Here is a 20,662-nt window from a genome sequence, read left to right on the forward strand (position 1 = left end):
TTAATGTTCCTGTCCTTTATGACTCGTTTGCGCCGCCGCCGTTTGGCGTTCGCCTGCATGGCTGCGCTGATCATTGGCGTGCCGACGAGTTGTGCGGTGCTCGAACACACCGAGCGCAAACTGCTGTTTCGCATCGAACCGGGCACGGCCGGCTGGTATCACGGCTTGCCGGGCAGCGTGCAGGAACTCGACTTGCAGCCCAAGAGTTTCAAGGCCGGGCAGAATATTCATGCCTGGTGGTGGCCCGCAGAAAGGCCGAACGCTCCAGCGATTCTCTATCTGCACGGCGTGCGCTGGAACCTCACCGGGCAGCTGTTCCGCATCGAGCAGTTGCGCGCGGCCGGCTACTCGGTACTGGCCATCGACTACCGTGGTTTCGGCCAGAGCAAGGGTGACCTGCCTTCGGAAAGCAGCGTGTACGAAGATGCCCGTGTGGCGTGGGAACGCTTCAAACTGCTGCAGCCCGACCCGAGCAAACGCCTGATCTACGGTCATTCCCTGGGCGGTGCCGTGGCGATTGATCTGGCCGCCGAACTCGGCCAGGACGCTGCTCGGGACCATACCCCGCTGCCGGTCAAAGGCCTGGTGATCGAGTCGACGTTCACCTCTCTCGCCGACGTGGCCGCCGCCGTGGCCAACACTTCGCTGCCGGTGCGCTGGCTGCTGTCGCAGAAATTCGACTCCATCGACAAGATCGCCGAAATTCACATGCCACTGCTGGTGGTGCACGGCATGGCCGACGCGTTCGTGCCGCCGCGCTTCAGCGAGCAGCTGTTCAACGCCGCCCAACCACCGAAACGACTACTGCTGGTGCCAGGCGCCACTCATAACAACAGCATGGCGCTGGGCGGGCAGAATTATCGCAAGGCGATCGACGCGCTGATGCAATCAAAACCCGCGCCGCGCGTGGCCGGCCCCGCACTGGTACGCAACGCGCAGGACTCCTAGCGATAGCCGCGAGCCTGCAGATCGAACAGTTTGGCGTAGTGTCCGTTGGCGGTGATCAGGCTGTCGTGATCGCCCTGCTCCAGTATCCGTCCGCCCTCCAGCACCATGATCTGATCGGCGTTGCGCACACTGGAAAACCGATGGGAAATCAGCAGGGTCATGCGCCCTTCGGTGTGCTGGCTGAAATGCTCGAACACTGCCGCTTCCGCTGCCGGATCCAGCGCCGAGGTCGGTTCGTCGAGAATCAGGATGTCGGCATCGCGGCGCATGTAAGCCCGGGACAAGGCAATCTTCTGCCATTGCCCGCCCGATAACTCCTGACCGCCAGCAAACCAGCGGCCCAGCTGCGTGGCATAGCCACGGTCGAGGCTTTCAATGAACGGCGCGGCCATGCCTTCCGCCGCTGCGGCCTGCCAGCGCGATTCATCGTTGAACGCCGAGGTATCGCCCACGCCAATATTTTCGCCCACGGTGAACTGGTAGCGAATGTAGTCCTGAAAAATCACCCCGATACGCCGACGCAACGTGTTCTCATCCCAATCCTGCAAATCGCTGCCATCAAGCAGGATGCGTCCCTGGTCGGGCCGATACAGGCGCGTCAGCAATTTGATCAGCGTGGTCTTGCCTGAGCCGTTCTCCCCCACCAGCGCCACACTCTTGCCCGGCACCAGGTGCAGGTCGATGCCTTCCAGTGCAGAACGGCTGGCCCCCGGATAACGGAAACCGACGTTTTCAAAGCGCAGGCCATCGCCCGGTTGCGCGCCGACGGTGAGATGGCCGGAATCGGCCAGAACCGGTTCGGCCAGATATTCGTACAGATTCGACAGATACAGACCGTCTTCGTACAGGCCGCTGATCGCACTCAGGCTGCTGCTGACCGCACTCTGCCCCTGCTTGAACAACACCAGGTACATGGTCATCTGGCCGAGACTGATATTGCCATGCACGGCATCGATCACCACCCAGGCATAAGCCAGATAGAACGCCCCTGTACCGAGTAATCCAAGACCAAACCCCCAGCCATCGCGACGCAATGTCAGGCGCCGATCCTCGGCATAGAGCTTGGCAAAAGTGTCCCGATAGCGCTGCAGCAGCAACGGCGCAAAGCCGAACAGCTTGACCTCTTTGATGTAGGCCTCGTGGGACAGCAAGGTTTCGATGTAATTTTGCTGCCGGCTCTCCGGGGCCCGGCGGGTGAACAGGCGGAAAGCGTCGCCGGAGAAATGCGCCTCGGCGAAGAATACCGGCAACGCGCCGATCACCAGCAACAGCAGTGCCCACGGCGAAAAATGCACCAGCAGCACACCGAAGCTGATCAGCATGATCAGGTTCTGGATCAACCCCAGCGACTTCATCACCAACGCCAGCGGCCGGGTCGAGGCTTCGCGGCGTACGCGCACCAGTTTGTCGTAGAACTCGGAATTCTCGAACTGCACCAGCGACAGGGTCTGCGCCTTTTGCAGAATCAGCGTGTTGACCTTTTGCCCCAACTGCACCCGCAACAGCGACTGCTGCACCGACAACGCCCGTTGCGTACCGGATAACAGCGCTAACACGCCCGCTTCCATCAGCACATAACGCAACACCGGCCACAGCGGTGCATCGCCCTGTTGCGCGTGCAACTGCATCGCCGTCACCACCGCATCGACAATGCGCTGACCCAGCCATGCGGCCAGCGCCGGCAGAACCCCCGCAATCAAGGTCGCCAGCACCAGGCCCAGAAACAATCCGCGTGATGTTGCCCAGACCAACAGCAAGGCGCGCCGGGCCTGATCGAACAGGGCGTTGAAGCGGGAAATCAGAGGCATGGCAGATTAAGCTCGAAAGGTCATACAGGTGCCATGGTACTCCGCAGGTTTTATCCGTGCTGAAGCGCGGCGTTTTCAGAAGAAAAACATCTGGAAAACTCTGGCCGTTGCGACGTCCAATGCTTTGCTATGGTTTAACCGCCTTTCGAGGAACCTGGCGAACATCGCCGCTCTCCGCGCCTACTGCCAGGAACGACGCCATGCGAATCAATCCTTACCTGATCTTCAACGGCAACTGCCGCGAGGCTTTCACCTTTTACGAACAAGCCTTGCAGGGCAAACTCGAAGCAATCGTGACCTTCGGCGAAACACCCGCCGCCGAACACGTACCGAAAGAGCATCATCATCTAGTGATCCACACCTGCCTGAAAGTCGGCGACCAGATGATCATGGCCTCGGACACTACACCTGACCGGCCGACCGGGGGCATGAGTGGTTGCTCGATCTCGCTCAACGTCGACATCGTTGCCGAAGCCGAGCGAGTGTTTAATGCGCTGGCCAAGGACGGTCGCGTCGATATGCCGCTAGAGGCGACTTTCTGGGCCGCCCGGTTCGGTATGCTGGTCGATCGCTTCGGCGTGTCGTGGATGGTCAATTGCGAGACTGACAAGTAACGCCGACGTTTCGTCAGGCATGAAAAAGCCCAACCTCTTCAGGTTGGGCTTTTTGATTTATCGTTGGGCCAGCTCATGCCGCACGCATTGTTCGTAATAGGTCTGCTTGACCGCTGCAGGTTTGAGCTTCGACGTGCTGTTGTAGGTCTGCTCGGTAATCCCCATTGCCGTCATGCGCATCCACGGTTGCTGGAACTTGCGCACCTGCAACTGCTTGCGCGCGCCATACAACGAGATCCCCGACAGTTTCGACTGCTGCGCCCCGGCAGCGATGTCCGAGCCCCAGGTACAGGCGAACCGGTGACTCTTGCTCAACTCCCTCGCTTCAGTGGCCGAAGCGAAGGCAGCCAGGGAAAGCGTTGCAACGGTTATGACAATCGTCCGCATATAGCCAACCTAACCTTTTGAAAAAAGGCGAGTTTGCCCGGTAAGGAAAAACCTGGGGGCCAGCAATTTGCCGCATTTGCGCAGTGACAACCGTTCGTCCAACCGCCAGCACCTTGGCGCGACTGACGCCTCCAATGCGGTACACCCCTCAGCGCAAGGCCAAAAAAATGAACAAGAAGATTGCAACCCTGACGCTTGCATGCCTGATGCTGGCTGGCTCTGGCTTGACTCTGGCAAGCGAGAAAGCAGGATCAGCCGCGCCGCCCACGGCCATCCCGGGCGTGAATCAATCCAGCAACAAATCCGAATCCAACGAAGAAAAAGCCAACAAGAAAGGTGAGGAGGCCTCGGGTTCGAATTCGGGTGCAGAATCGAAAGAAACCGAGAAAGACGCGGCAACCTCCAGCGACTCGGAAGATATTCAGAGCAAGCCGAAACAGTAACCACTGGATTGAACGGCAATGAACGCCGATCATGCTGGGGATTGCCAATACCCTCAGATGAATGACCGTATGCCCAGTAAAGAAGCGCAACCCCAGACATCAGCGACCGCCGCTGACATCGAACGCTCGATCCAGGCCCTGAACAAAATGGCGGAACGTTTATGGGGCGATGGCCGAGAGGCAGAAGCGAAGGCGCTTCTGGATGCCCTGGATGCATTGAACCGGGCGCTGGACCGGATCAGGATTGGTGAGAGTCGCAGGGTTTTGCATTGAGGCGTAGCTGCGCGCATGCTCCAAACGCACCAGAATTGGATTCCCTCAACGTCCAGAGACAGTCAGCTGAACGAATGGATGCTGTCGAGCATTTTGCGGTGTCAATGTTGTAACTGCTCCGACTTGAGAGGGTGCTACCGGCATGGTCAAATGAGTAATGGCCTTTTGCTACGGTAATCTCACTTGAAACAGTATCGCGGAATAATCATATTTTTTTCGGCAATGACTTTGCTCTTTATCCTGGTACAGGTATGGCACGCAAAATCTGGCCCGGAAGAGAAAAAGCAGGAGCGGGAGCGCCAACTCAAGGGGCTCGCGCTCATCATGAGTGTCCAGTCCGGAAAAGTATCTGACGATTCAATTCGCGCCGATTCTGTGACCTACAGCGATGAAGTCATGCGTATCTCTTACACACTCACAAAAGTTACGAAAGACGAAATCGATTCTGATGAATTCGCCAAAGACGCAAGAGCGCTTGCAGCTTCTGCATTCTGTAATGAAAAAGGTTTGGGACAGTTCGTGAAATCGGGTCTTGCCATTGACCTCCTCTACAAAGATTCAACCAGCTCACCGGTAGTCGAGTTTCAGATAGGCAAATCCGACTGCCTCTGAAGCCCCTCCCTGAAGCCCGCCTCTCTCGCGGGCTTTTTTCTGCGTGTCGTACCGCAGTGAGTCCGCGCAACTAGTCATCAATCTCCCGACCAATCCCGAATGCACTCCCCTCCGCGCCCAACGGCAACCAGCGGAGCGAACGAGTGCATCCGAGTTTTGTTGCATCAAAACACCGCCCCGAACGGGTAAAGAGCTGTCATGAAATGCCTCGGCCAGGGCGCCCTGGGGGATCCCTTTCGGAATTATCCGCGAACACGCACGCGACGCTGAACGGCCAGGAGCGTTTCGGACGTCACCTCGTACTTCAATGAAGACGTCCAGTCTTTTAAACCCATGGTGCGTACAGTTCCAGGCGCTGAGACCTGCCTGGGTTAGCAGGGTCAGGTCGGACTCTCGCACCAACGAGCTGATGCTGACGTTGCAAATGGCCAAGCTGGCGAGAAATCCGAGCTCTTTGGCATTACGCAGGGCGGCCAGAGTGTCAGCTGTTTCGCCAAACTAGGATATCGACACGAACATTGTGTCAGGCTGAACCGCAACTTTGCGGTAGCGGAATTCGGTGATAAGCGCCCATGGCGAATCGCTGCGCAACTCGATGTTCAGCGAGGTCTCGTTCTCCACGGACGGCATGCCCGGGATGTAGGCCTGATCCACCGAGCCCGGGCGCCAGCCCCACTTCACGTTCGGGATGTTGTAGTTGCCGCTGGCATCGCGGATCGGCGTGTTGTCCAGGTAGATGTCGTAATCGGTTGGGACACTATCAAACTCGCCCTCGCCCACGGCGATCAGCAGCTTTAGGCTGTCGCTGGCTTCTACCGGCGACTTCGGCTTGCTGCTGCCGCCCTCTCGCCGTAGATCTCGATCTGTTGCGCTGCGCCCATGCTTTCCTCCAGGCATAAAGAAACCGCCTCGCGGGCGGTTGGTTTGCTGCTGTTCTGCTTACACTTTGTCTCCAGCCAGGATCGAGGCCGAGATGATCATCCCGCCCCATCGACGCTCGCCGATGCAGATCGGTACCGGGTTGCCGCTCGCTGTTGTGGTTTTGGCGCTGCCAAAGGCGTAGGACGGTGAGTTTTCAGGAGATGCGCTTTGCGACAAACCCTTTAACTGCGGACTCAGTATCTGAATTACGCCACCCGCAGTTGAGGCGATACCTCCGCGATCAATGCCGCGCCTTGAGCCGTAGTAGATCCGTAGGCGAAAAAGCCCACGGCGATAAGCACAATGCCCAAAACAGCGTCGAGAAGTTTACGGTTGAGGTCGCCGGGGTGTTCAAGCCCGACCTGAGGCGTCTGATCAAAGAACACGGTTTCAACAACCAGCAGGAGGTGTATCAGAGCCTGTTGCGGAATGTGATCGCCGCGGAGTTCGAAACTGCGGCATTGATGCTCAGGAGTGTCACGACACCTTTTATTATTGTTGAAAGGTGTCGCAGGAGTTCCGCAACGAAAGCTTGCGAATCCTGCACGACTCACCCGGTGAGCCAGAGGACGAAATTATTTGCCCGCAATTGCTTTGAACTGATCCCAAGCACCTGCCAGCTCTTTTCGAGCGTCGGCGACATGAGGCTGATCCAGCTCCACGAACTGGCTGTAGCGCTGAATAATCTCACGAGACTCTTGTTGCAATGTGCCTTGATCGATACCAAGTTTTTTGGCTGCAGCAAACGTTGCGACTAGCGCCTGCTCCAACGCAATTTCACGATTAGTAGCCATGTCCCCCTCCATCGGCCTCATGCCGAAGGGAAAACATAACCGAATTGACACGATAGTGCCATCAAACTGTGCCAGCACGGTCACACAAGGAGGTGCATGGCACCAGTTGAAGGTAGCTGCGTGAGACGAATCACCAAGCGTGCCCACCACCGAGGCCGACAGACTTGGCTGGACTTGTCCGACCAGCGGAGTTGAAGAGGTAGGCCATGACCAAGAGCAATGCGGAACGGTCAGAGAAAGCCGCGGCGAAGAGGAAATCAGGCTGCAGCCTTCCCGGCACGTGAAAAATAACTGGAATGTCAGCCAAGCCTAATCTTGTGAGCAGCGCTTCAATGGACCTCTGTGATAACTCTTGATTTGGTGTTGGCCCCAAATGGATAGCCTTAATCGCTTTTATATCAGACTTCTTTTTAACGAAAGACGGTCAGAGGATCGCCGGCCACGCCAGCGCGCTCATGACGAAGAGCTTTGCGCGGGTTTTGCGCAGGCACAAAAAAGCCGATCCAAATGATCGGCTTAAGTGTCTGATTTTATTCAGGAAATATGGTCGGGACGGAGTGATTCGAACACTCGACCCCTAGCACCCCATGCTAGTGCGCTACCGGACTGCGCTACGCCCCGACTGGTTTGAAACCGCCCTTCGTCTCGAAGAGCGCTCAAGAATATATCGCAAGCTTTTGAAAACTGGAAGTATTCAAACGCAGCTTTTTATTTCTTGAGCACCACCAGTACATCTTCAAGCTCAGCGATCATCTGGCGGATCATTTGCTTGTATTGGGTGGTGTCGTCTTTGGCTTCATCGCCGGACAAACGCAAGCGTGCGCCGCCGATGGTGAACCCCTGATCGTAAAGGAGCGCGCGGATCTGCCGGATCATCAGCACGTCCTGGCGCTGATAATACCGGCGGTTTCCGCGGCGTTTGACGGGGTTGAGTTGAGGAAACTCCTGCTCCCAATAGCGCAGCACGTGCGGTTTTACCGCACACAGCTCGCTGACTTCACCAATGGTGAAGTAGCGTTTGCCCGGGATGACGGGTAGTTCGTCGTTATGACTTGGTTCCAGCATAAGCCTCAACTCGGGCCTTCAACTTCTGCCCTGGACGAAAGGTGACCACACGGCGAGCCGTGATCGGGATTTCTTCCCCCGTTTTCGGGTTGCGGCCAGGCCGCTGGCGTTTGTCCCGAAGGTCGAAATTGCCGAAACCGGACAATTTGACCTGCTCGTTGTCTTCAAGAGCGTGCCTGATTTCCTCGAAAAACAGTTCAACCAATTCCTTGGCCTCCCGCTTGTTCAGGCCCAGCTCTTCATACAGACGTTCCGCCATCTCAGCTTTCGTCAAAGCCCCCATACGTCACTTCCTTAACGTGGCGTTCAACCTTTGTTCGAGCGAGGTGAGGATGTTTTGCGTCGTCGAATTCACCTCATCGTCATTAAGAGTGCGCGATGGATGCTGCCAGGTCAAGCCAACTGCAAGGCTTTTTCTATCAGGATCAATGCCTTTACCCTGATACACGTCAAACAGCCTGAGATCCGTGAGCCATTCGCCTGCATTTTCACGGATTACGTCCAATACAGCCGAGGCCGCGACGTCTTTGTGCGCGATCAGTGCAAGGTCACGACGCACTTCAGGAAAACGCGACAACTCGTGGAATTGCGGCATTTTTCCGGAAGCGACTTCAGCCAGAACCAACTCGAAGACGAAGACCGGACGATCCAGACCCAAGGCTTTGGACAGCTCAGGGTGGATTGCACCGATAAAGCCGACTTCACGCCCGTCCCGTTCGATGCGCGCGGTTTGACCCGGGTGCAGCGCCGGGTGTTTGCCCGGAGCGAACGTGAAGGTATCCAGTGCACCGGCAAAACCCAGCACCGCTTCAACGTCAGCTTTCACATCGAAGAAATCGACGGTGTCGCGACCTTGCGCCCAACCTTCCGGCAGACGGCTGCCGCAAACCACGCCCGACAGCATCGGCTCTTGCTTCAGACCTTCCAGCTGACCAACGAAGCGCAGACCGCTTTCGAACAGACGCACGCGATCCTGCTGGCGGTTCAGGTTGTGCTGCAACGCCTTGACCAGACCCGGCCACAGCGAAGAACGCATGGCCGCCATGTCATTGGAGATCGGGTTGGCCAGCAACAGCGGCTCGACGCCCGGGTTGAACAGTTCGAACTGCTTCGGATCGATGAAGCTGTAAGTGATCGCTTCCTGATAACCACGGGCAACCAACAGACGACGCAGTTCAGGCAATTCGCTGCGCGCTTCAGCCTTGGCCTGTGGCGCCAGACGCGCTTGCGGGTAACGAACCGGCAGACGGTTGTAGCCGTACAGACGCGCCAGCTCTTCGATCAGATCGACTTCCAGACTGATGTCGAAGCGATGGCTTGGTACTTCTACGCGCCACTGCCCTGCTCCGTCAGCGGAAATCTTCAGACCCAAGGCGCTGAGCAGACGCTCCACCTGAGCCGAATCCATTTCCATCCCCAGCATCTGGGTGATGCGCTGCGCACGCAGGGTGATCGGCGCGATCGACGGCAGGTGCTGTTCGCTGACGGTCTCGATGACCGGGCCGGCTTCACCACCGGTAATTTCCAGCAGCAGGCCGGTGGCGCGCTCCATGGCTTCACGGGCCAGCTGCCAATCCACGCCACGCTCGTAACGGTGCGAGGCGTCGGTGTGCAGGCCGTAGGAACGAGCCTTGCCCGCCACGGCAATCTGGTCGAAGAAGGCACTTTCCAGGAAAACGTCGCGAGTGGTGGCGGACACACCGCTGTGCTCGCCACCCATTACGCCGGCAATCGCCAGAGCGCGGGTGTGGTCGGCGATCACCAGCGTATCGCTACGCAGGCTGACTTCCTGACCGTCGAGCAGCACCAGTTTCTCGCCCTCTTCCGCCATGCGCACACGGATGCCGCCATTGATTTCGGCGAGATCAAAGGCGTGCAGCGGCTGGCCCAGTTCGAGCATCACATAGTTGGTGATATCGACCGCAGCGTCGATGCTGCGCACATCGGCGCGGCGCAGACGTTCAACCATCCACAGCGGGGTTGGTTTGGACAGATCAACGTTACGGATGACACGACCCAGGTAACGCGGGCAGGCGGCAGGCGCCAGCACTTCTACCGGACGCACTTCGTCGTGCACAGCCGGAATCGTCATGACCACCGGGCGAGCGACCGGCGTGTCGTACAGCGCACCCACTTCACGGGCCAGACCGGCTAGCGACAGGCAGTCGCCACGGTTCGGGGTCAGGTCGACCTCGATGCTGGCGTCTTCCAGGTCCAGATACACACGGAAATCTTCGCCCACTGGTGCGTCGGCCGGCAGCTCCATCAGACCGTCATTACCTTCACCGATCTGCAGCTCGGCTTGCGAGCACAGCATGCCGTTGGATTCGACGCCGCGCAGCTTGGCCTTCTTGATCTTGAAGTCGCCCGGCAGTTCGGCACCGATCATGGCGAACGGAATCTTCAGGCCCGGACGCACGTTAGGCGCACCGCACACGACCTGGAAGGTTTCCGCGCCATTGCTGACCTGGCACACACGCAACTTGTCGGCGTCAGGGTGCTGCTCGGTGCTCAGCACCTCGCCCACGACCACGCCGCTGAATACACCGGCGGCCAGGGTCACGCTATCGACCTCCAGACCCGCCATCGACAGACGAGCAACCAGCTCGTCGCGACTTACCTGCGGGCTAACCCAGCCACGCAGCCATTGTTCACTGAATTTCATCCTGCTCTCCTAAGAATTCGTTACGACTAGCGAAATTGCGCGAGGAACCGCAAGTCGTTGTCGAAGAACAGACGCAAGTCGTTCACGCCGTAACGGAGCATTGCCAGACGCTCGACGCCCATGCCGAAGGCAAAGCCGGAGAACTCTTCCGGATCGATGCCGGACATGCGCAGCACGTTCGGGTGAACCATGCCGCAGCCCATGACTTCCAGCCAGCCGGTCTGCTTGCAGACGCGGCAGCCTTTACCGCTGCACATCACGCATTCCATGTCGACTTCAGCGGATGGCTCGGTGAACGGGAAGTACGAAGGACGGAAACGTACGGCCAGCTCTTTCTCGAAGAACACCCGCAGGAATTCTTCGATGGTGCCTTTGAGATCGGCAAAATTGATGTCGCGATCGACCAGCAGGCCTTCGACCTGGTGGAACATCGGCGAGTGGGTGATATCGGAGTCGCTGCGATACACACGACCTGGGCAGACGATGCGGATCGGTGGTTGCTTGGACTCCATGGTGCGGACCTGTACCGGTGAGGTATGGGTGCGTAGCAACATGTTCGCGTTGAAATAGAAGGTGTCATGCATCGACCGGGCGGGGTGATGGCCTGGGATGTTGAGCGCTTCGAAGTTGTGATAGTCGTCTTCGACCTCAGGGCCTTCGGCGATGCCGTAGCCGATGCGGGTGAAGAACTGCTCGACTCGTTCCAGAGTCCGGGTCACCGGATGCAGACCACCGGAGGTCTGGCCACGGCCCGGCAACGTCACGTCAATGGATTCGGCAGACAGTTTGGCAGCCAGTTCGGCTTCTTCAAACAGAGCCATGCGCGCATTGAGAACGCCTGTGACACGTTCCTTGGCAACGTTGATCAGGGCGCCGACTTGCGGACGCTCTTCTGCCGGCAAATTCCCCAGGGTCTTCATCACCTGAGTCAATTCACCCTTTTTGCCGAGGTATTGAACCCGGATTTGCTCCAGGGCATTGATATCTTCAGCGCTTTGCACAGCCTCTAGTGCTTGAGAGACCAGCGCATCCAGGTTTTCCATGTACAGACTCCAGATACAAAATAGGGGAAGAGCTTGAAGGCTCTTCCCCTATTTATGACGTTTAACACCTGGCCCCACAGAGGTGAGGCCGGGTGACTGTCGGGGGTACTTAAGCCAAGGTGGCTTTAGCTTTCTCGACAATCGCAGCAAACGCCGCTTTTTCGTTCACTGCCAGATCAGCCAGAACCTTACGGTCGATCTCGATGGACGCTTTTTTCAGGCCAGCGATGAAACGGCTGTAGGACAGTCCGTTAACACGAGCACCAGCGTTGATACGAGCGATCCACAGAGCGCGGAACTGACGTTTTTTCTGACGACGGTCACGGTAGGCGTATTGGCCTGCCTTGATTACCGCTTGCTTGGCAACACGGAATACGCGGGAGCGTGCGCCGTAGTAGCCTTTAGCAAGTTTCAGAATTTTTTTGTGACGCTTACGGGCAATGACGCCACGCTTTACACGAGCCATGAGTTACTTCCTCTATTCTTGACTAAAATTAACGAAGGCGCAGCATGCGCTCGACTTTTGCCACGTCAGACGGATGCAGCAAGCTGCTACCGCGCAGTTGACGCTTACGCTTGGTCGACATTTTGGTCAGGATGTGGCTCTTGAAAGCGTGCTTGTGCTTGATACCGTTAGCAGTTTTCAGAAACCGCTTAGCAGCACCACTTTTGGTTTTCATTTTTGGCATGTTCGGATACTCCGCATTCAGTTGATAAACATAATCAGAAGGCCTGCCGTGCCCTGTTGATTACTTCTTCTTTTTCGGGGCGATGACCATGATCAGCTGGCGTCCTTCCATCTTAGGATGCTGTTCGACCGAACCGTACTCGAGCAGGTCAGCTTCAACCCGCTTGAGGAGTTCCATCCCCAGCTCCTGGTGGGCCATCTCACGGCCGCGGAATCGCAAGGATACCTTGGCCCTGTCCCCGTCACTCAGGAAACGTACCAGGTTGCGCAGTTTTACCTGGTAATCCCCTTCCTCCGTCCCTGGACGAAACTTGATTTCTTTTACCTGAATCTGCTTCTGGTTTTTCTTCGCTGCTGCAATCTGCTTCTTCTTTTCGAAGATCGATTTGCCGTAGTCCATCACCCGGCAAACCGGTGGGACTGCGTCAGCAGAGATTTCTACCAGATCAAGCTTTGCTTCTTCAGCAATACGAAGCGCTTCATCAATCGAGACGATGCCAATCTGCTCGCCATCAGCGCCAATTAACCGAACCTCGCGTGCCGAGATATTCTCGTTGATCGGGGCTTTCGGTGCAGCTCGTTTATCTTGTCTCATTTCACGCTTAATAATAATTACTCCGAATCTGGGCGACCACGCCGGGAAACCGCTTGCGCGAGAAACTCAGCGAACTGGGCGACGGGCATCGAGCCCAGGTCAGCACCTTCACGAGTACGCACAGCGACAGTCTGCATCTCGACTTCCTTATCTCCGATAACCAAAAGATAGGGAACCTTGAGCAAAGTATGCTCGCGGATTTTAAAGCCGATCTTTTCATTTCTCAAGTCGGACTTGGCACGAAATCCGCTTTCGTTGAGAGTTTTTTCAACCTGAGCGACGAAATCTGCCTGTTTATCAGTGATATTCATGATCACTGCCTGGGTTGGCGCGAGCCACGCAGGGAATGCACCTTCGTAATGCTCGATCAAAATCCCGACGAAACGCTCGAACGAACCGAGGATCGCCCGGTGCAGCATGACTGGGTGCTTGCGGCTGTTGTCTTCGGAGACGTATTCGGCGCCGAGACGGACTGGCAGGTTGAAATCGAGCTGCAAGGTACCACACTGCCAGACGCGACCGAGGCAATCTTTCAGCGAGAACTCGATCTTCGGACCGTAGAACGCACCTTCGCCCGGCTGCAGATCGTACGGCAGGCCGGCAGAATCAAGGGCTGCAGCCAATGCCGCTTCGGCGCGATCCCACAGCTCGTCGGAACCTACACGTTTTTCCGGACGAGTGGACAGTTTCATCTCGACGTCGGTGAAGCCGAAGTCGCGGTAAACGTCCATGGTCAGCTTGATGAACGCAGCGGATTCGGCCTGCATCTGCTCTTCGGTGCAGAAAATGTGGGCGTCGTCCTGAGTGAATGCACGCACGCGCATGATCCCGTGCAACGCACCCGACGGCTCGTTACGGTGGCAGGCACCGAACTCGGCCAGACGCATCGGCAGCTCGCGGTAGCTCTTCAGGCCCTGGTTGAACACCTGCACGTGGCACGGGCAGTTCATCGGCTTGATGGCGTAGTCGCGGCTTTCCGACTCAGTGGTGAACATGTTGTCGGCGTAGTTGGCCCAGTGCCCGGATTTCTCCCAGAGGCTGCGGTCAACCACTTGCGGGGTCTTGATCTCGAGGTAGCCGTTGTCACGCTGCACCTTGCGCATGTACTGCTCGAGCACTTGATACAGGGTCCAGCCGTTCGGGTGCCAGAACACCATGCCCGGTGCTTCTTCCTGGGTGTGGAACAGGCCCAGGCGCTTGCCGATCTTGCGGTGATCGCGTTTTTCCGCTTCTTCGATGCGCTGGATGTAGGCCGCCAGCTGCTTCTTGTCAGCCCAGGCAGTACCGTAAACGCGCTGCAGTTGCTCGTTCTTGGCATCACCGCGCCAGTAAGCACCGGACAACTTGGTCAGCTTGAAGGATTTCAGGAAGCGGGTGTTCGGCACGTGCGGACCACGGCACATGTCGACGTATTCTTCGTGGTAGTACAGGCCCATGGCCTGCTCGTTCGGCATGTCTTCGACCAGACGCAGCTTGTAGTCTTCGCCGCGGGCCTTGAACACTTCGATCACTTCGGCGCGCGGAGTGACTTTCTTGATGACGTCGTAATCCTTGTCGATCAGCTGATGCATGCGCTGTTCGATGGCGGCCATGTCGTCCGGAGTAAAAGGACGCTCGAAGGCGATGTCGTAATAGAAACCTTCGTCGATGACCGGCCCGATGACCATCTTCGCAGTCGGGTACAGTTGCTTGACCGCGTGGCCAACCAGGTGCGCGCAAGAGTGGCGAATGATCTCCAGCCCCTCTTCATCCTTTGGCGTGATGATTTGCAGCGTCGCGTCGCTGTCGATGATGTCGCAGGCGTCGACCAGCTTGCCGTTGACCTTGCCGGCCACGGTGGCCTTGGCCAGGCCTGCACCAATGGATGCGGCGACCTCGGCTACGGAAACCGGGTGATCGAATGAACGTTGACTGCCGTCGGGAAGAGTAATAGTTGGCATGGCGCCTCCTCTCCTAGTGGTGACCCCTACCAAAGGTCACGTGGGTTGGGATGAGCCAGTACAAGATCCGATCCAGGCCATTCAATGACGAACGCCTGCCTTACAGCGGCAGGAGCCTTGCGGCCAACCGGAAAACCGAACCAGAGTGACTGGGATTCAAATCGGAATTTTTCGCACGCTGACCGCTGCCGGGGCTGAAGGCCATCCGGAGCCTGAGAACGCTTGAGCCCGGCATGCTAGCACAGATGAGCGGTCATCGACGTCATCGAATTGAGGTGTTGCTGATTTGCGCATTTTTGCGGTGTGAAGTGAACTTGGGATATACGCTTTGCCTCAAATAAGCTGAGAATCGTCGCCGATATCAACCCAAGGAGTTTCCGACATGCGCCTTATCCGACTTTTTGCTTTCGCGGCCCCGCTGGCCCTGCTGCTGCCGCTGAGCGCCAACGCGGCCTGGCCTGCCGGCGTCAAAGCCCAATACATGAACGACTGCACCGCCGCTGCCAGCAAGAGCGTCAATCCGGCCGAAGCCAATAAACACTGTGCTTGCGGTGCTGACGTTCTGGAAAAGAAATTCACCACGCAAGAGATCGCGCAACTGATGGACAAGAACACCCCGCCAAGTGGTGAACTGGGTCAGCGCGCACTGAAAGAAATCTCGGTTTGCCGAGTGCAGAAATAAGCGCTGACGAATGTTTTTTCCGGCGTCCAGCAGGCTGAAAACCGCCAAAAAGACCCCGAAATCGATAATTTACGCAGGTTTTATAGCTTTTTTTACACCCTCTTCATTCGGCTGAAAGCCACTGAAACCGGGGCTTGCAGACATTTCAGAGGTTGAAATCGATGCAATATGAAAGCAAACAGCACGTCCGGGGGGCTACCAAAGCGAACATTTCGACTATGATACTCCGGTGTGCCCAGTTGGCCTGAGCAGCACAGTACTACTGAAAATATATGTTTCTTGGAGATACACCATGTCTAATCGCCAAACCGGCACCGTTAAATGGTTCAACGATGAAAAAGGCTTCGGCTTCATCACTCCTCAAGGTGGCGGTGACGACCTGTTCGTACACTTCAAAGCTATCGAATCCGACGGTTTCAAAAGCCTGAAAGAAGGCCAGACCGTCTCCTTCGTGGCTGAGAAAGGCCAAAAGGGTATGCAAGCTGCACAAGTTCGCCCAGAGTAATTTCCCGGCGCACTAAAAAAACCCCGTCCATGTGACGGGGTTTTTTATGCCTGCAACAAAAGCGCTGTGTGATCAGCCGCAGTTGACGCGGGTGACCACCAGGTTGTTGTCGGTGTTCAGATTCAAGCGATCGGAACGGTACTCCAGAGTGATCATGTCGGTAGGCTTGAGGAAGCGGGCGTTTTGTGCGCCAGCCTTGGCACGAGCCTGATCGAGCAGTTCCGGCGACGCCTTTTTACCAATGGCAAATTCCGCTGCCTTTGCTTCACAGCGGCTATGACCGGCATCGGTCGCCACAGGATCCTTTGCCGACTCGCTGGAGGTTGTGCTGCAACCGGCCAACATGGCAACGGCCATAAGTGCACCCAGAGACGCGAACTTCAAAGGCATGAAGCCTCCTTCTTTCAAATGGTTAAGCTGAGATCGTGCGACCGCCAATTCGGCGTTTGGTTTCACAACCAATGCTGTCACCCTGCCCCACGATCCGGAAAAGCGCTGAGTCTGCCTGAAGTGCGCGCACCGCATCCTCACGCAATCGTCACCGAATATTAACGAAGCTCAATAGACGTCGATGTAATCGAGCGGCGGACTCGGCCAGTTGTCTTTCAGCGCGTTGAAAATCTGCATCACCCAGACTTCATCACTGGCCGCGACATTGCCGACATACCCCGAGCCCTTGGCCCAGGTCTCCAGGCGAAACAGCAGGCCATCAATATCCTGCCCGCCGGTCACACCGGAAGAAATATAGGCAATCCCACCCTTGGTCACACGCAGCTGCGTGTGCACATCATCGCTGGCCGACGCCAGCAACTGGCGCACAGCGTCGAGTGTGAGGCCGTCGGGGGTGTTCAAATCGATCTGCACAGCACATTCCTTGGATCAGCCAGAAAAGACCAAGTGTCGCATAGCGACGCGCTCATGCCTAAGTCGCAGTGCCAAACGCCCGACAAAGTGGTTAACTCGGACGCAGACATTCCCGACTTTTCGAGCGCACTCATGAGCACCGTAAGCATCAACGCCGATATCAAGGTTCTTTGGCCTAAAGGGCACAGTTCGTATAGCCCGGGCAGTCCGGAAGAGTTGGCTTTGATCAGTATCGACTTGCTGGTCAAGACGATGGGAACCCAGGGCGCACAAACGTTTATCGCCCAAGTGTTCGAGCGGTACCAGCATGACGACGAGAGCACGCAGGACACCGAGAGAAAATAAAAACCCGCAGGCTGGCACCTGCGGGTCACAGCCTTACTTCAAGCGCTTCAGACGCTCGGTTAGCAGATCGAAGAAGCCTTGAGCATCCCCATTTTCCACCCAGAAGGCGTTCTTCGGCGCCTTCAGACCGTCATACCAGTCAACGATGGTCTGGCCAAAAGTCGGACCTTCGCGACTATCCACTACAACGTTCACCGAACGACCAGTGAACAGCTCAGGCTTGAGCAGGTAAGCGATGACGGTAGCGTCATGCACCGGGCCGCCCGGGATGCCGTAGTGCTCCATGTCACCCTTGATGTACTCGTTGAGGATGTCGCCAACAATCTTGCTTGCGTTGTTGTTCAGCGCGGCAATCTGTTTCAGGCGTGCGTCGCTGGTGAGGATCTTGTGGGTCACGTCCAGCGGCAGGTAGGTCAGTTTCACGCCGCTCTTGAGTACCACTTCCGCCGCTTGCGGGTCGGCGAACAGGTTGAACTCGGCCACCGGGGTGATGTTGCCGCCATTGAAGTGCGCACCACCCATGACCACCACCTCCTTGATGCCGTTAACGATCTCCGGCTCCTGGATCAGCGCCAGCGCCAGGTTGGTCTGCGGGCCAAGCATGGCGATGGTGATGCTGTGCGGCTTGGCTTTTTTCAGGGTGTCGATCAGGTAGTTGACTGCATTGCCTTCGGCCAGGCCCTTTTTCGGCTCATGCACGGTGACACCCGACAGGCCTTCCTTGCCATGGATGTTCTCGGCATAGATCGGCGTGCGCATCAGTGGCTTTGGTGCACCGGCATACACCGGAACGTCTTCACGCCCTGCCCACTCGCGGGCCAGACGCGCGTTACGCGAAGTCTTGTCGAGGCGCACGTTGCCGGCCACGGTGGTCAAGGCACGGATGTTCAACTCATCGGGCGAAGCCAGCGCAAACAGCAACGCAACCACGTCGTCAGCACCAGGATCGGTGTCGATGATCAGGTCGATCTTTTCAGCGGCCTGAGCGCCGGTGGCGGAGATAAAAGACAAAAGCAGCAGACTCCGAAGCAATTGATGCAGTTTTTGAGCATAGCGGTGCATGGCGCATTCCTTGTGCTGATGAAAATGTAAGGGTCGAAAACCCGGTTAAAACGTAACGCCGGCTACCAGCACGATGTTGCAGTACGGCTGACATTCGCCTGTACGAACAATCGCCCGTGCCTGTCGGCTGAGAACCTTGAATTGCTCATGCGTCAGCAGATCGCGCCGACCGAGGGCGCCCTCTTCCTGCAACTCGTCCAGCGTGACCAGGGCGGTCGGCTGCTTGTCGAGGATTTCGTTGGCCAGCACGTGGCTTTCCACCTGCATCTCGCTGAGCACGACTTTCAGGGTACTGACGAAATCCGGAACACCGTGGGTCAGCGCCAGATCAATCAATTCAACACCTGGTGGCACCGGCAGTCCGGCGTCACCGATGACCACCATGTCACCATGGCCCAGGGAGGCGATCAGCCGCGACAACGCGACGTTGAGCAGAGGAGTCTTTTTCATGCGGGTTTGAACGCCTGTACGTCGGACATGGTTGGAATGGAAGGTTGTGCGCCGGCCCGGGTCACAGACAGCGCTGCAGCGACTTGCCCGTACCGGATCGCCTCGGCCTCGGATTTGCCACTGGCGAGCGCCGCAGCAAAACCGCCAACAAAGGTATCGCCGGCGGCGGTGGTATCGACGGCCTTCACTTTCGGCGCCGGGAAATGCTCGAAACCTTTGCCATTGGCAAACAGTGAACCTTGCGCACCGAGGGTAATGATGACCTTGCCCGCGCCCATTACGATCAACTGGTTGGCAGCGCTTTCTGCGGTTTCCAGCGAATCGACCGACATCCCGCTCAACGCAGTGGCTTCGCTTTCGTTGGGGATCAGGTAGTCGATGGCGGCAAACCAGTCTGCCGGCAGCGGACGACTGGCCGGCGCCGGATTGAGGATCACCGTCTTGCCCAACGCACGTGCACGCTTGAGCGCATACCCTACCGTTGCATCCGGGATCTCGAGCTGGCAGATAACCACGTCGGCCGCTTGCAGCACCGCATCAAAACGGTCGATCACTGCCGGGGTCATCGCACCGTTGGCGCCAGCAACGATCACAATGGCGTTCTGACTGTTGTCATCGACCACAATCAGCGCCACGCCACTGGAATCTTCGACCGTGCTCACCGCCTGACAATCGATCTGCTCGGCCAGCAATGCGTCGCGCAATTGCACGCCGTAGTCATCGTTGCCAACACAGCCGACCATTGCCACCTGCGCACCGAGGCGCGCACCAGCGACTGCCTGATTGGCACCCTTGCCGCCGGAAACGGTGGCAAAGGAATGACCGATCAGCGTTTCCCCGCCCTTGGGCAGTCGTGGCGCCCGGGTCACCAGGTCCATGTTCAGGCTGCCTATTACCACTACATTTGCTGGCATACATCGCTACTCGTCAATTCGGTTTCAGCGGTACTCGGTGAATACGCCGGACAGCGGCGCAGTCGATTCGCGCAAGACAATACTCGGGGTCACGATCCGTTGATCGGTGGCCAGACTCGGGGCAGCAATCCTGCGCAACAACACTTCGGCAGCCATCTCCCCCAACTGCAGGATCGACTGGCCTACGGTGGTCAGCGCCGGGTACACATAACGGCTCATCTGGATATCGTCGAAGCCGATCACCGACAGCTCGCTCGGTACGCGGACATTGCGCTCGGCCGCCGCGCGCAGCACACCAATCCCGATCATGTCGTTACCGGCGAAGATCGCACTCGGCGGATTGCTTTCAAGCAGGATCGCTGCCGCGCTGTAACCACCGGTGCTGGTGAAATCGCTTTCCAGCATGCGCTCGGCGCGCACCTTGATGCCCGCCTCCTGCAGCGCCCGACAAAAACCGGCCTGGCGCATTTGCGCCACGCTGGTGCTCGACGGACCACCGATGGTGGCGATGTCACGATGGCCCAGCTCCAGCAGGTGCCGCGTCGCCAGATAAGCGCCATATTCATGGTCAATGCGCACCAGATCGGCGTCGACGCCATCCAGCCCGCGGTCGACGATGACCATTGGCGTCTTCACCCCGGCCAGCCCTTGCGCGAGCCCGATGTCGCCACCCGCAGAGGCGACGATCAGACCGTCAATGCGCTTCTCCAACAGCACGCGCAAATAGCTGCGCTGTTTTTCCGGATTGTCGTCAGAGTTACAGAGGATCACGCAGTAGCCGTTACGCTCGCAATAATCCTCGATGCCCCGTGCCAACTCGGCAAAATACGGGTTGAGGCTGTTCGGTACCAATAAGCCAATGGTCGCAGTGGTCTTGGCTTTCAGCGAACGCGCCACCGCACTCGGCACGTAGTCGAGGCTTTTGATGGCCGCCTCGACCTTCAACCGCACTTCCTGACTGACCGGGCGCGTCTTGTTCACCACGTGAGAAACCGTGGTGTAGGAAATTCCCGCGAGCGCCGCCACATCCTTGATCGTTGCCAT

Annotated in this window: 25 protein-coding genes, 1 tRNA gene and 3 pseudogenes; 8 read left to right on the top strand and 21 right to left on the bottom strand. The window is 57.5% G+C overall.

What is annotated here, in order from left to right:
• The first annotated feature begins 3 nt into the window (after window positions 1–3).
• Complete coding sequence (locus ABV589_RS04775) at window positions 4–948, top strand: alpha/beta fold hydrolase (RefSeq protein WP_367085115.1); 945 nt, start codon at window positions 4–6, stop codon at window positions 946–948.
• On the opposite strand, the gene ABV589_RS04780 is transcribed toward ABV589_RS04775, so the two are convergent.
• Window positions 945–2,756, bottom strand: coding sequence for an ABC transporter ATP-binding protein (locus ABV589_RS04780; protein WP_367085116.1), 1,812 nt, complete (start codon window positions 2,754–2,756; stop codon window positions 945–947). The two genes, ABV589_RS04775 and ABV589_RS04780, sit on opposite strands and share 4 nt — an antisense overlap.
• A 200-nt stretch (window positions 2,757–2,956) precedes the next feature.
• Here ABV589_RS04780 and ABV589_RS04785 point away from each other — a divergent pair, with 200 nt between their 5' ends.
• The gene (locus ABV589_RS04785) at window positions 2,957–3,370 is read left to right on the top strand and encodes a VOC family protein (RefSeq protein WP_367085117.1); all 414 of its coding nucleotides are present in this window, start codon (window positions 2,957–2,959) and stop codon (window positions 3,368–3,370) included.
• 57 nt (window positions 3,371–3,427) lie between these two features.
• Here the strand turns inward: ABV589_RS04785 and ABV589_RS04790 are convergent, their stop codons facing one another.
• On the bottom strand, window positions 3,428–3,757 hold the full coding sequence (locus ABV589_RS04790; RefSeq protein WP_367085118.1) for a hypothetical protein: 330 nt from the start codon (window positions 3,755–3,757) through the stop codon (window positions 3,428–3,430).
• 167 nt (window positions 3,758–3,924) lie between these two features.
• On the opposite strand from ABV589_RS04790, the gene ABV589_RS04795 reads away from it, so the two are divergent.
• From ABV589_RS04795 to ABV589_RS04805, 3 genes are all read left to right on the top strand, one after another.
• Window positions 3,925–4,200, top strand: coding sequence for a hypothetical protein (locus ABV589_RS04795; protein ID WP_367085119.1), 276 nt, complete (start codon window positions 3,925–3,927; stop codon window positions 4,198–4,200).
• Window positions 4,201–4,269: 69 nt separating this feature from the next.
• Complete coding sequence (locus ABV589_RS04800) at window positions 4,270–4,473, top strand: hypothetical protein (RefSeq protein ID WP_367086171.1); 204 nt, start codon at window positions 4,270–4,272, stop codon at window positions 4,471–4,473.
• Between the two features lie 183 nt (window positions 4,474–4,656).
• The gene (locus ABV589_RS04805; RefSeq protein ID WP_367085120.1) at window positions 4,657–5,085 is read left to right on the top strand and encodes a hypothetical protein; all 429 of its coding nucleotides are present in this window, start codon (window positions 4,657–4,659) and stop codon (window positions 5,083–5,085) included.
• A 360-nt stretch (window positions 5,086–5,445) separates the two neighbouring features.
• Here ABV589_RS04805 and ABV589_RS04810 read toward each other — a convergent pair.
• The 13 genes and pseudogenes from ABV589_RS04810 to thrS all read right to left on the bottom strand — a co-directional run.
• Window positions 5,446–5,646, bottom strand: a pseudogene (locus tag ABV589_RS04810) (SIS domain-containing protein); the annotation flags it as partial.
• Window positions 5,647–5,655: 9 nt separating this feature from the next.
• A pseudogene (locus tag ABV589_RS04815) lies at window positions 5,656–5,966 on the bottom strand (hypothetical protein); the annotation flags it as partial.
• Window positions 5,967–6,024: 58 nt separating this feature from the next.
• A pseudogene (locus tag ABV589_RS04820) lies at window positions 6,025–6,240 on the bottom strand (tail assembly protein); the annotation flags it as partial.
• A gap of 341 nt (window positions 6,241–6,581) precedes the next feature.
• On the bottom strand, window positions 6,582–6,800 hold the full coding sequence (locus tag ABV589_RS04825; RefSeq protein ID WP_367085121.1) for a hypothetical protein: 219 nt from the start codon (window positions 6,798–6,800) through the stop codon (window positions 6,582–6,584).
• Between the two features lie 544 nt (window positions 6,801–7,344).
• Window positions 7,345–7,421, bottom strand: a tRNA-Pro gene (locus tag ABV589_RS04830).
• Window positions 7,422–7,508: 87 nt separating this feature from the next.
• Complete coding sequence (locus tag ABV589_RS04835) at window positions 7,509–7,865, bottom strand: MerR family transcriptional regulator (RefSeq protein ID WP_003179985.1); 357 nt, start codon at window positions 7,863–7,865, stop codon at window positions 7,509–7,511.
• Window positions 7,846–8,148, bottom strand: coding sequence for an integration host factor subunit alpha (ihfA, locus tag ABV589_RS04840; RefSeq protein ID WP_002553164.1), 303 nt, complete (start codon window positions 8,146–8,148; stop codon window positions 7,846–7,848). Before ihfA ends, ABV589_RS04835 begins: the two co-directional genes overlap by 20 nt.
• Before the next feature lie 3 nt (window positions 8,149–8,151).
• A complete protein-coding gene (gene pheT / locus ABV589_RS04845; RefSeq protein WP_367085122.1) occupies window positions 8,152–10,530 on the bottom strand; it encodes a phenylalanine--tRNA ligase subunit beta in 2,379 nt (792 codons plus the stop codon).
• Window positions 10,531–10,556: 26 nt separating this feature from the next.
• Window positions 10,557–11,573, bottom strand: a complete 1,017-nt coding sequence (gene pheS, locus ABV589_RS04850) for a phenylalanine--tRNA ligase subunit alpha (protein ID WP_003226365.1) — start codon at window positions 11,571–11,573, stop codon at window positions 10,557–10,559.
• Between the two features lie 109 nt (window positions 11,574–11,682).
• Window positions 11,683–12,039 (bottom strand): 50S ribosomal protein L20, encoded by a 357-nt coding sequence (rplT, locus tag ABV589_RS04855; RefSeq protein ID WP_002553161.1) that lies wholly within the window; start codon window positions 12,037–12,039, stop codon window positions 11,683–11,685.
• 28 nt (window positions 12,040–12,067) lie between these two features.
• Window positions 12,068–12,262 carry a 50S ribosomal protein L35 gene (gene rpmI / locus ABV589_RS04860; RefSeq protein ID WP_002553160.1) on the bottom strand — a complete coding sequence of 65 codons (195 nt, stop codon included), beginning with the start codon at window positions 12,260–12,262 and terminating at the stop codon, window positions 12,068–12,070.
• A gap of 60 nt (window positions 12,263–12,322) precedes the next feature.
• The gene (infC, locus tag ABV589_RS04865) at window positions 12,323–12,874 is read right to left on the bottom strand and encodes a translation initiation factor IF-3 (protein ID WP_170929410.1); all 552 of its coding nucleotides are present in this window, start codon (window positions 12,872–12,874) and stop codon (window positions 12,323–12,325) included.
• A complete protein-coding gene (gene thrS, locus ABV589_RS04870; RefSeq protein ID WP_007961251.1) occupies window positions 12,874–14,796 on the bottom strand; it encodes a threonine--tRNA ligase in 1,923 nt (640 codons plus the stop codon). Before thrS ends, infC begins: the two co-directional genes overlap by 1 nt.
• Window positions 14,797–15,178: 382 nt before the next feature.
• On the opposite strand from thrS, the gene ABV589_RS04875 reads away from it, so the two are divergent.
• Window positions 15,179–15,478, top strand: a complete 300-nt coding sequence (locus ABV589_RS04875) for a hypothetical protein (protein ID WP_003226370.1) — start codon at window positions 15,179–15,181, stop codon at window positions 15,476–15,478.
• Between the two features lie 292 nt (window positions 15,479–15,770).
• On the top strand, window positions 15,771–15,983 hold the full coding sequence (locus ABV589_RS04880) for a cold-shock protein (RefSeq protein ID WP_003179963.1): 213 nt from the start codon (window positions 15,771–15,773) through the stop codon (window positions 15,981–15,983).
• A gap of 72 nt (window positions 15,984–16,055) precedes the next feature.
• Here the strand turns inward: ABV589_RS04880 and ABV589_RS04885 are convergent, their stop codons facing one another.
• Both ABV589_RS04885 and ABV589_RS04890 read right to left on the bottom strand, forming a co-directional pair.
• On the bottom strand, window positions 16,056–16,373 hold the full coding sequence (locus tag ABV589_RS04885) for an I78 family peptidase inhibitor (RefSeq protein ID WP_007961248.1): 318 nt from the start codon (window positions 16,371–16,373) through the stop codon (window positions 16,056–16,058).
• A 168-nt stretch (window positions 16,374–16,541) separates the two neighbouring features.
• The gene (locus ABV589_RS04890) at window positions 16,542–16,847 is read right to left on the bottom strand and encodes a hypothetical protein (RefSeq protein WP_367085123.1); all 306 of its coding nucleotides are present in this window, start codon (window positions 16,845–16,847) and stop codon (window positions 16,542–16,544) included.
• A gap of 132 nt (window positions 16,848–16,979) precedes the next feature.
• Between ABV589_RS04890 and ABV589_RS04895 the strand changes: the two genes are divergently transcribed.
• Window positions 16,980–17,192, top strand: a complete 213-nt coding sequence (locus ABV589_RS04895) for a hypothetical protein (protein ID WP_007961246.1) — start codon at window positions 16,980–16,982, stop codon at window positions 17,190–17,192.
• Between the two features lie 33 nt (window positions 17,193–17,225).
• Here ABV589_RS04895 and ABV589_RS04900 read toward each other — a convergent pair whose 3' ends face one another.
• Genes ABV589_RS04900 through ABV589_RS04915 form a run of 4 tightly spaced genes read right to left on the bottom strand, consistent with a single transcriptional unit; the run spans window position 17,226 to window position 20,662 of the window.
• On the bottom strand, window positions 17,226–18,254 hold the full coding sequence (locus ABV589_RS04900; protein WP_367085124.1) for a nucleoside hydrolase: 1,029 nt from the start codon (window positions 18,252–18,254) through the stop codon (window positions 17,226–17,228).
• Window positions 18,255–18,299: 45 nt separating this feature from the next.
• Entirely contained in the window at window positions 18,300–18,704 is a 405-nt protein-coding gene (gene rbsD / locus ABV589_RS04905; RefSeq protein WP_367085125.1) for a D-ribose pyranase, read from the bottom strand.
• Complete coding sequence (rbsK, locus tag ABV589_RS04910) at window positions 18,701–19,618, bottom strand: ribokinase (protein WP_367085126.1); 918 nt, start codon at window positions 19,616–19,618, stop codon at window positions 18,701–18,703. The genes rbsD and rbsK overlap by 4 nt, the downstream gene beginning before the upstream one ends.
• Before the next feature lie 24 nt (window positions 19,619–19,642).
• Window positions 19,643–20,662: a LacI family DNA-binding transcriptional regulator gene (locus tag ABV589_RS04915; RefSeq protein ID WP_367085127.1), complete on the bottom strand. Its 1,020-nt coding sequence runs from the start codon at window positions 20,660–20,662 to the stop codon at window positions 19,643–19,645.

The organism is Pseudomonas sp. HOU2, assembly GCF_040729435.1.
Classification (GTDB): Bacteria; Pseudomonadota; Gammaproteobacteria; order Pseudomonadales; family Pseudomonadaceae; genus Aquipseudomonas.

Coding starts and splice junctions, on each gene's coding strand:
- ABV589_RS04775 (WP_367085115.1), top strand. CDS start 4: ATGTTCCTGTCCTTTATGACTCGTTTGCGCCGCCGCCGTTTGGCGTTC.
- ABV589_RS04780 (WP_367085116.1), bottom strand. CDS start 2,756: ATGCCTCTGATTTCCCGCTTCAACGCCCTGTTCGATCAGGCCCGGCGC.
- ABV589_RS04785 (WP_367085117.1), top strand. CDS start 2,957: ATGCGAATCAATCCTTACCTGATCTTCAACGGCAACTGCCGCGAGGCT.
- ABV589_RS04790 (WP_367085118.1), bottom strand. CDS start 3,757: ATGCGGACGATTGTCATAACCGTTGCAACGCTTTCCCTGGCTGCCTTC.
- ABV589_RS04795 (WP_367085119.1), top strand. CDS start 3,925: ATGAACAAGAAGATTGCAACCCTGACGCTTGCATGCCTGATGCTGGCT.
- ABV589_RS04800 (WP_367086171.1), top strand. CDS start 4,270: ATGCCCAGTAAAGAAGCGCAACCCCAGACATCAGCGACCGCCGCTGAC.
- ABV589_RS04825 (WP_367085121.1), bottom strand. CDS start 6,800: ATGGCTACTAATCGTGAAATTGCGTTGGAGCAGGCGCTAGTCGCAACG.
- ABV589_RS04835 (WP_003179985.1), bottom strand. CDS start 7,865: ATGCTGGAACCAAGTCATAACGACGAACTACCCGTCATCCCGGGCAAA.
- ihfA (WP_002553164.1), bottom strand. CDS start 8,148: ATGGGGGCTTTGACGAAAGCTGAGATGGCGGAACGTCTGTATGAAGAG.
- pheT (WP_367085122.1), bottom strand. CDS start 10,530: ATGAAATTCAGTGAACAATGGCTGCGTGGCTGGGTTAGCCCGCAGGTA.
- pheS (WP_003226365.1), bottom strand. CDS start 11,573: ATGGAAAACCTGGATGCGCTGGTCTCTCAAGCACTAGAGGCTGTGCAA.
- rplT (WP_002553161.1), bottom strand. CDS start 12,039: ATGGCTCGTGTAAAGCGTGGCGTCATTGCCCGTAAGCGTCACAAAAAA.
- rpmI (WP_002553160.1), bottom strand. CDS start 12,262: ATGCCAAAAATGAAAACCAAAAGTGGTGCTGCTAAGCGGTTTCTGAAA.
- thrS (WP_007961251.1), bottom strand. CDS start 14,796: ATGCCAACTATTACTCTTCCCGACGGCAGTCAACGTTCATTCGATCAC.
- ABV589_RS04875 (WP_003226370.1), top strand. CDS start 15,179: ATGCGCCTTATCCGACTTTTTGCTTTCGCGGCCCCGCTGGCCCTGCTG.
- ABV589_RS04880 (WP_003179963.1), top strand. CDS start 15,771: ATGTCTAATCGCCAAACCGGCACCGTTAAATGGTTCAACGATGAAAAA.
- ABV589_RS04885 (WP_007961248.1), bottom strand. CDS start 16,373: ATGCCTTTGAAGTTCGCGTCTCTGGGTGCACTTATGGCCGTTGCCATG.
- ABV589_RS04895 (WP_007961246.1), top strand. CDS start 16,980: ATGAGCACCGTAAGCATCAACGCCGATATCAAGGTTCTTTGGCCTAAA.
- ABV589_RS04900 (WP_367085124.1), bottom strand. CDS start 18,254: ATGCACCGCTATGCTCAAAAACTGCATCAATTGCTTCGGAGTCTGCTG.
- rbsD (WP_367085125.1), bottom strand. CDS start 18,704: ATGAAAAAGACTCCTCTGCTCAACGTCGCGTTGTCGCGGCTGATCGCC.
- rbsK (WP_367085126.1), bottom strand. CDS start 19,618: ATGCCAGCAAATGTAGTGGTAATAGGCAGCCTGAACATGGACCTGGTG.
- ABV589_RS04915 (WP_367085127.1), bottom strand. CDS start 20,662: ATGGCAACGATCAAGGATGTGGCGGCGCTCGCGGGAATTTCCTACACC.